This is a genomic window from Mycobacterium sp., assembly GCF_049673265.1.
Lineage (GTDB): Bacteria > Actinomycetota > Actinomycetes > Mycobacteriales > Mycobacteriaceae > Mycobacterium.
Genome location: NZ_JBATXN010000091.1, coordinates 1 through 8,871, shown reverse-complemented (window position 1 = coordinate 8,871; position 8,871 = coordinate 1). Strand labels below are relative to the sequence as shown.

6 protein-coding genes are annotated in these 8,871 nt (G+C 65.0%); 4 read left to right on the top strand and 2 right to left on the bottom strand.

The features are described 5' to 3' along the window. Positions 1–1,745, bottom strand: a 1,745-nt coding sequence (locus tag WBF82_RS03180; RefSeq protein ID WP_424381649.1) for a fumarylacetoacetate hydrolase family protein, incomplete at its 3' end; no start/stop codon positions are given. Continuing rightward, positions 1,742–3,994, bottom strand: coding sequence for an ATP-dependent DNA ligase (locus tag WBF82_RS03175; protein WP_424381648.1), 2,253 nt, complete (start codon positions 3,992–3,994; stop codon positions 1,742–1,744). The genes WBF82_RS03180 and WBF82_RS03175, both read right to left, overlap by 4 nt. A gap of 139 nt (positions 3,995–4,133) precedes the next feature. Here WBF82_RS03175 and WBF82_RS03170 point away from each other — a divergent pair, with 139 nt between their 5' ends. From WBF82_RS03170 to WBF82_RS03155, 4 genes are all read left to right on the top strand, one after another. Beyond that, positions 4,134–5,666: a mannitol dehydrogenase family protein gene (locus WBF82_RS03170; RefSeq protein WP_424381647.1), complete on the top strand. Its 1,533-nt coding sequence runs from the start codon at positions 4,134–4,136 to the stop codon at positions 5,664–5,666. Further along, the gene (locus WBF82_RS03165; protein WP_424381646.1) at positions 5,666–6,517 is read left to right on the top strand and encodes an HAD family hydrolase; all 852 of its coding nucleotides are present in this window, start codon (positions 5,666–5,668) and stop codon (positions 6,515–6,517) included. Before WBF82_RS03170 ends, WBF82_RS03165 begins: the two co-directional genes overlap by 1 nt. Before the next feature lie 73 nt (positions 6,518–6,590). Further along, positions 6,591–7,988 carry a mannitol dehydrogenase family protein gene (locus tag WBF82_RS03160; RefSeq protein ID WP_424381650.1) on the top strand — a complete coding sequence of 466 codons (1,398 nt, stop codon included), beginning with the start codon at positions 6,591–6,593 and terminating at the stop codon, positions 7,986–7,988. Continuing rightward, a partial coding sequence (locus WBF82_RS03155) for a carbohydrate kinase family protein (RefSeq protein WP_424381645.1) occupies positions 7,985–8,871 on the top strand: 887 nt, incomplete at its 3' end. The genes WBF82_RS03160 and WBF82_RS03155, both read left to right, overlap by 4 nt.

The window sequence follows — 8,871 nt, the reverse complement described above, 5'->3', positions numbered from 1 at the left end:
TAGGCGGCTTCGGCTTGCTCCGCGACGTGGAGCAGATAGCCGCGCACCGCGCGGATACCGTCCGCATCGGTGACCGGGCCGTGGCCCGGCACCACCGTCGCCGCGTCCAACGCGATCATCGCGTCGCAGGCCGCGACCCAGTTGGCGATCGGACCGGCCCACACGATCGGCGTGCAGCCGATGAACAGCAGATCCCCGGCGAACAGCACCCCGGCGTCCGGCACGTGCACAACCGAGTCCGCCGCGGTATGCGCCGGGCCGAGGTTCAGCAGACGCACCTCGCGGCCGCCAACCTCGATGCTGAGCTGGTCATCGAAGGTTTGGTCGGCATTACGCAGGGTGATACCGCCGAAGTTGAAGGGGCCGAACCGGTCTCGTAGATATCGGGTCGCAACCGGACCCAGGTCGGCGGTCTGGGTCATCACCAGCATCTCGGGCGCCATGCCGTGCGCGATTTCTTCCGCGGTGCCCTTGGCCGCGATCACCCGCACCGAGGAATCCAACAGTTGGTTGCCGTGGGTGTGGTCACCGTTGGAGTGGGTGATCAGCGCGTCGGTGATCGGCGCGCGGTCGGTGACCAGCGCCATCGCGGTGAGCATTTCGCGGGTCAACGCCAGGTCGAACAAGGTGTCGACCAGTAACGACGCGCCGTCGCCGGCGACCAGTCCGGCGTTGCTCCAGCCGTATCCGCCGTCCGGCAGCATCCACGCCCACACCCGGTTGCCGACCTCGTGTAACCCGCGGGTGTACGGGATTTTCGCCGGCGCCGGGTTGACCCGGTGGGCGACGGGGACGGCATCGGGGTTGGGCCGCGCCGGTAGTGGTTGCGGTGCAGGGGTTTTGCGGACGGTTTGGCGGGTTTCGCCCAGACCTTGCACTTTGAGCGTGACGACGTCGCCGTCATGCAGCCAGCCGCGGAAGGACTCCGGCGCGGTCGGGTCGAGGTGCTCGACCAGTGTGCAGGTCGGCACGGTGCCGGACCCGAAAACGTCGCCCGGTCTCAGCAGCACGCCGCGTGAGGCGTAGGAGATCACCTCCGCGAAGCTCCAATCCATCGCCACGGTCGATCCGGACCCGATCACCGCGTCGTTGACCAGTGCGGTCACCTCCAGGGCCAGCCTGCCGTCGCGGCGGTACGGTTCGAGTTCGTCGGGCGTGACCAGGTAGGGGCCCAGGGTGACGCCGCTGTCCTTGCCTTTGGCCTGCCCGATCGCCAGTTGACCTTCCAGCTGTTGCAAGTCACGTGCCGACCAGTCGTTGAAGATCATGTAGCCGACAATCGCCTGTTCGGCCTCGGCCACCGACAAGTCGTTGCCCGCGGTTCCGATGACCGCGGCGATTTCTAATTCGAAGTCCTGCCACGCACTTCCGGGCGCCATCGGAGCGTCGTCATACGGGCCGAGAACGGTCGACGGGCAGGCGAAGTAGAACGCGGGTATCCGATACCAGGTGTCCTTGAGCACTCGGCCGCCGCCCATCGCCGCCTGACAGTTGCGCATGTGGTCCAGAAAACACAGGCTGTCGCGGATCGATGGCGGCCGTGGGATCGGCGCCGTGAGGGTCACCTGGTCGAGCGGCACGGCAGACGCCGAACGCAGCGTGTCCTCCCCCGCCTCCTGGAGACCGGCGGCACCGCGCCCGATCAATTCGAGCAAGCTCACTCCCGGCACCACCGGGTGGATCGCATTGCCCGACAACACACCAACGCGCTCCGCGTCGCCGTCTCGGAAAGTCACCCATTTCATTCGCGCGCCACCTCACTCGGATCTTTGTCTGGCCGCAGCCCTCGCCAGCTGGGCTGGCGCAGCCGACCGTCAGATGTCCATTCGCTATACCGGACTTCCCCGACCAGCGTCGGCTTCACAAACGTCACGCCCTTGGCATCTTTCGTGGGAAGCCGTGTGTTGAAAGGAGATTCGTCGGTGTGCAACGGGGCCAACGTCTTCTTCAGGTTGGCCAGGTCGCGTTCGGTGAACCCGGTGCCGACCCGCCCGGCGAAATGCAGCCCATCGGCGACCGGAATCCCCATCAGCAGCGACCCGATGCCGCTGGTGCGGCCGCCCTCGCCGGCACGCCAGCCGCCGATGACGACTTCCTGGGTGCTCCAATACTTGTCCTTGAGCCAGGACGCCGAGCGGCGCCCCGGCTGGTAGGTGGAGTCGCGCTTCTTGGCGATCACGCCCTCCCACTCGTGCTTGCGTGAGTAGTCCAGCGCCTCGGCGCCGTCGCCGGGTAGCAGCTCGGGCACGATCAGACCGCCTGTCTCCGCGAGGGTTTCCAGCAGCTGGCGCCGATCCCGGTAACGGGCCCGCAGCAACGACCGCCCATCCAAATACAGCAGGTCGAACGCCCAGAACTCGATGCGGGTGGAGCGCGCTCGATTCTGCATTTTGGTGAATCGCGGCACACCGGAGCTGTCGAGGGCGACGACCTCACCGTCGAGTACGACATGATGATCGCCGAGATCATCTGCCAGCGCGCGTAATTGCGGGTATTCTTTAGTAACTTCGCGCCCGTTGCGCGACCGCAGCCGCACCTCGCCGTGATCAGCATCGACCAGTAGCCGGTAGCCGTCCCACTTGCCCTCGAACGCCCACTGCGATGCTTTCAGGTTCGCCACCGAACCCTCGGTGGCGAGCATCGGGGCCAGCTCGTCGAAGTGAAAAACCTTCTGGTCCTTCATCCGGTGCGCCAGCCACTGATCGCCATTGGTTTGAATCAGCGCATAGCGCCCGGAGATCCGCTGACCGTGCAGCGTCACGATGACTTCCTCCTCGTGAAACTTCTCCGCCTCGTACGTGCCGGAATCCCAGATGATCACCTTGCCGGCGCCATACTCCCCCTTCGGGATGGTGCCTTCGAAGCCGCCGTACTCCAACGGATGATCCTCGGTGTGAACCGCCAGGTGGTTGACGGCGGTGGTTTCCGGCAGGTTCTTCGGCACCGCCCAGGACACCAGCACACCCTCGCGTTCGAGGCGAAAGTCGTAATGCAGGCGGCGGGCGTGGTGTTCCTGAATGACAAACGTATTACCTTGGCCAACAGCCGGTTTTGCACTTGGCACCGGCTCAGGCGTCTTCGACGCATCGCGCATGCTGCGGTATTTGGTCAGCCGATCCGGCGTTCGCACGTCGGCGTCCAGGGCTGCCAGCAAGTCTCCGTCGCGCTCGACCCTTTTTAGCACTTCGTCATAGCGCAGATGGCGGAGCTTCTTGTCGTCGAGCTCTTCCCAGCTGCGCGGCGCGGCGACGGTCGGATGCTCGCGTCCGCGAAGCGAATACGGCGCAATGGTGGTCTTCGAGCCGTTGTTCTGACTCCAATCCAGGAACACCTTGCCCGCTCGCACACTCTTCGTCATCGTCGAAGTGACCAGCTTGGGCATCGCCTTTTCCAGTTGCTGTGCAACACGTTTGGCCAACACCACTGCGCCCCGGCTGCTCACCGGCTTGTCCAGCGGGCTGTACAGGTGCAGCCCCTTGCTGCCGCTGGTAAGCGGAAACGTGGTGAGCCCGATGTCGGTCATCAGGTCCCGAACAGCGCGGGCCACTTCGGCGAGCTGGGCCATCGTCACACCCTCGCCGGGGTCGAGGTCGAACACCAGACGGGTCGCCGGGCCGGGCTTGAGTTGTTCGCCTTTGCGCGTCCACTCGGCTTCGAAGCGCCACTGCGGCACATGTACCTCGAGTGCGGCCTGCTGCGCGATCCATGCCAATCCGTCGACGCTGTCGATGATCGGATAGGCGGTCGTCCCGGACCGGTGCGTGACGCTGGCACGCGGCAGCCAGTCGGGCGCCGAGGAGGCCAACTGCTTTTCAAAGAAAGAGGGCTCGTCCACCCCGTTGGGCCAGCGCTTGCGGGTAGCCGCGCGGCCGGCGATGTGCGGCACCATCACCTCGGCGATGCTGGTGTAGTAGGCGAAGATGTCGGCCTTGGTCGTTCCCGTTGCCGGATAGAGCACCTTGTCGGCGTTGGTCAATTTCACCAGCGGTGCCATGGTGTAAACCTACGCGTGCGCACCTTGGTGTGGCGAAATTCACGGTGCCGGTGAAACGGCTGTACGAGAGCAATACCGGACGCAACGGTGCCCGACTCACTTAGCCAACGACCTTCACCATGGGTAGATTCGGCGAGCTATGTGCACCGACTGCCTATCGATAGTCGCTACCCATGGCCGCACGACCGGCGTTCCGCTGAGTAACGCCACATTGCGATTACATTCGCAACGGATCGACGTACCGACCTACGACAGATCGGCCTTGCAGCGGGGTGTCGTTCATATCGGGGCGGGCAATTTTCACCGCGCACATCAGGCCGTCTACTTCGATGACCTTGCCTGCCTGGGCATTTCCAACCAGTGGGGTGTCACCGGCGTCAGCCTGCACTCCCGCGACGTCAAAGAATTGTTGTCGGCGCAAGACGGGCTTTACACCGTTGTGCAACGCGGCCATGACCGCCAGACCGCCCGCGTGGTCGGCTCGATCGGCTCCGTGCACTTTGCGCCGCACGATTGTGCAGCGGTCCGCGCGGCTCTGGCTGATCCACAAACCCGCGTTGTCAGCCTGACTATCACCGGCAACGGGTACTTCCTGGATCCGGTCACCGGGGAGTTCGACGCCGCCAACCCCGACGTGCGTGCCGATCTTTCCGCGTCGAATTGCTATGCCACCGCGTGGGCCTACCTGGCCGAGGCGCTCGACCGGCGTCGCCGGGCCGGCATTGCGCCGTTTACCGTGCTCTGCTGCGACAACGTTGCCGACAACACCCAAGCGGCGCGGACCGCGCTGGTGTCGTTCGCCGCACTCAAAGACCCCGGGCTGGCTCGCTGGATCGACCGACATGTCGCATTCCCGTCGACAATGGTCGACCGCATCACCCCGCAAACCTCGCACTCCGAGCGTCAATTCGTCGAGGACACCTTCGGTATCACCGACCGGTTGCCGGTGGTGACCGAGCCGTTTTGCCAATGGGTCATCGAGGACACCTTTAGCAACGGCCGTCCGCCGCTCGACGAGGTCGGTGCCCAGTTCGTCTCGGATGTCAGCGACCACAAGCTGATCAAGACCCGTCTGCTCAACGGAACCCACATCGCGCTCGCCTGTTTGGCCACGCTGGCCGGCTACCAGCGCACCGACGAGGCGATGAGGGACCGCGTCATCTTCGACTACGTCGATCAACTCATGCGCGACGAGATTCAGCCACTGCTACCGGCGGTGCCCGGGATGAACACGCCAAGTTATCGCCACACGTTGCTCGCTCGGCTGAGCAATCCCCGGATGAGCGACCAGTTGCCGCGGCTGGCTCGGCGGGGGTCGACGAAGATTGCGTCGTTCCTGCTGCCGTCCCTGCAGGAGGCGATCGCGCAGGATAGGCCACACACGCTGCTGATGTTGGCCATCGCCGGATGGGCCCGCTATCTGCGCGGCTACGACCTCAGCGGCCGCAAATTCCGCATCGAGGATCCGCAGGCAGCACTGCTGACTAAGTTGGTGACCATGGCAGGCAACAACCCGGATCCGTTGCTGCGGCATGAAATCTTCACCGAACTACGGCTGGTTCCCACCTTTGCGGAGCGCCTCAGCGGCATGGTTGCAGACATCGATCAGCGCGGGGTGATACCCACACTGCGTCGAGCGTTGCGGGACGATGTGCAGGAGCTGGTGTCGTGATGAACCAGGGATTAGACATCGTGCGCCCCTTCGACTCCGCACCAATCACCACCTTGCTGTGCGACGCCGACGACAACCTCTTCCCTTCGGAGAGACCGGCTTTCGCCGCATCGGTCGAGGTAACCAATCGGTTACTGGCCAGGTTCGGCGTGACCGCTCCGCTGACCGCCGAGGAACTGCGCAAGCAGGCCGTCGGGAAAAACTTTCGCAACACCGCCATGGACCTGGCTGTGCTGTGCGACGTGCCGATGGAGCGGACGCTGGCAGATGGCCGTCCCGCAGCGATTGTCGCGTCGGACAGCGACATCGCAGCCGGTCGGGCGTTGTGCGCCGACGAACTCGAGCGGTGGGTGAGCGAAGAACGCGAACGGGTCACCGCGCATCTGGCCGTCACCCTGAAACCAGATCGGCGGGTGCTCGAACCGCTGCAAGCGCTCGCGTCGCGCTATGCGTTAGCCGCGGTCAGCTCCAGCGCCACCAAGCGGTTGGATTCCTGTTTCGCCGCCACCGGGCTTGATTCGCTCATCCCGGCGGCGCTGCGTTTCAGCGAGGAAGATTCCCTTCCCGTGCCGACGAGCAAACCCGACCCCGCGGTGTATTTGCACAGCGGCCGGGTGTTGGACGTCGGCGCCGACCAAGGTCTGGCTATTGAAGATTCGGTGGCCGGCGTTACCTCTGCAGTCGCGGCCGGCTACCTCACCGTCGGTAACGTGATGTTTGTGTCCGACGACGAACGCCCGTGCCGCCGTGTGGAATTGATGGATGCCGGCGCAGTCGCCATTACCGACTCGTGGCACGCTCTGGCTGATGTCCTGATGTTGTCGACCGGGCAGGTGCAGGTTCCCGGCTAACGTAGGCATCGTAACCGGGCTGTAGCCCCCGAGCTGTGGCCCGGGGAGGAGTTGGACAATCGTGGTTAGCACGATGAACCTGAACAACGCAACGCTGACAAGGCTGCCGATCGCCACGCCGAGCTATGACCGCGGCAGCGTCGGCGTCGGAATCGCGCATATCGGAGCCGGCCACTTTCATCGTGCGCATCAGGCCATGTACATCGACCGGTTATTACAGCGGGGCTTGGCGCACGAGTGGGGCATTTGCGGGCTGGGGGTGATGCCCGGTGACTGGACCATGCGCGACGTCCTGCGCGACCAGGACGGGCTCTACACACTGATTCTGGAAAACCCGGACGGCAGCCGCGACGCACAGGTGATCGGCTCGATCATCGACTATCGCTACGTCCCCGATGATCCGGAGCCGGCGTTGGAGGTGCTCGCCGCGCCAACCACCCGGATCATCTCGCTGACCATCACCGAAGGTGGTTACCGTGACGTGGGTGGGCCCGCGTTCGGGTTGATCACCGCGGCTCTGGCCAGACGCCGCGACCGCGGGATCGCTGCACCGACAATCGTGTCGTGCGACAACATCGAAGGCAACGGTGCGATCGCGCGAGGCGCCATCCTCGCGAATGCCGGACAACAAGATCCCGGGCTCGCCGAGTGGGTGGCCGAACACGCCCGGTTCCCGAGCTCGATGGTGGACCGGATCACCCCGGCCACGACGCTGGAGATGGCCGCGGCGGTGCGGCGCGATTTCGGAGTGGCCGACCGGTGGCCGGTAGTGGCCGAGCCGTTCACCGCCTGGGTCCTCGAAGACGACTTCGCCGACGGCAGACCGCCGTTGGAGCAGGCGGGCGTGCTGCTGGTCGACGATGTCGTCCCATACGAGTCGATGAAGTTGCGGATGCTCAACGCTGGGCATCAGTGCCTGTGCTATTTCGCCCAACTGTGCGGCTTCGAGTATGTCCACGACGCGGCGCGTGATCCGTTGTTCGCCGAATTCCTGCTCGCCTATTTCGATTTCGAGGCCATTCCGACGCTGCCACCGGTGCCCGGAATCGACCTGCATGACTACAGCCGCACGCTGATCCAGCGGTTCGCCAACCCGGGTGTGCGCGACACCGTTGCGCGACTGTGCGCGTATTCGTCGGACCGGATCCCGAAATGGCTGCTGCCGGTGATCTGCGACAACCTGGCCAGCGATGGATCGATACGGCTGGCGGCAGCGGTGGTGGCGAGCTGGGCTCGCTACGCCGAGGGTGTCAGCGAATGGGGTGAACCGTTCGAGGTGGTGGATCAGCTGGCGGACTCGCTGGTCCCGATCGCCCGGTCGCACCACGAGAATCCCACCGCGTTCATCGAAATCACCGCGATGTTCGGGGATCTGGCCCAGCAGCCGCGCTTCGTCCAGGCATACCGCTGGGCGCTGGATTCGTTGCATCACAAGGGAGCTCGGGCGACCTTAGAGGCGTTAGTCCGATGACCTGTGGGCTGGTGATCGGCGAATCGCTGATCGACATCGTCGAAGCAGAAGAACACGTCGCGCATGTTGGTGGGAGCCCGCTCAACGTCGCCGTCGGGCTGGCCCGGCTGGGCCGCGACGTCGATTTCCTGACCCACATCGGCGACGACACATACGGACGGCGCATCGCGCAGTACGTCAATGATGCAGGAGCACAACTTGTTTCGGGAAGCCAGACTGCTGCCCGGACCGCGACGGCTCAACTGACCGTCGGCGAAGAAGGCTCGGCTACATACGTCTTCGATCTGGACTGGGAGCTTTCCGGTACACCGATGGTGCCGCCGCCGCTGTTCGTGCATACCGGATCGATTGCGTCCGTGCAGGAGCCGGGCTGCCTTGCGGTCGCAGCGCTCGTCGACACCTACCGCATCTCGGCCACGATCACGTTCGATCCCAACGTGCGTCCGTCGCTGATCGTCGACCGAGATCTGGCCTGCGAACGCATCGAGCGCCTCGTCGAACGCAGCGACATCGTGAAAGTCAGCGAGGAGGACCTGGGTTGGATCGACCCCGACCATTCGCCCGAGCGGACCGCGCAAACCTGGCTGGCGCTGGGTCCCGCCGTTGTCGCGGTGACGATGGCTGACCGGGGAGCGATGGCGGTCTGCGCTGCCGGCGAAGTGCGGGTTGCGGCTCGACCGATCCAGGTGGTCGACACCGTCGGCGCCGGCGATGCGTTCATGGTCGGCCTGATCGACGCGCTGTGGGGATCGGGCTTGTTAGGCGCGCAACGACGCGCCGAGCTCGCCGGAATCGACCTCGGTGTGCTGACAGCGGCACTCGAGACCGCCAGCAACGCCGCGGCGCTGACCGTCGCCCGGGCGGGCGCCGACCTGCCGGATCG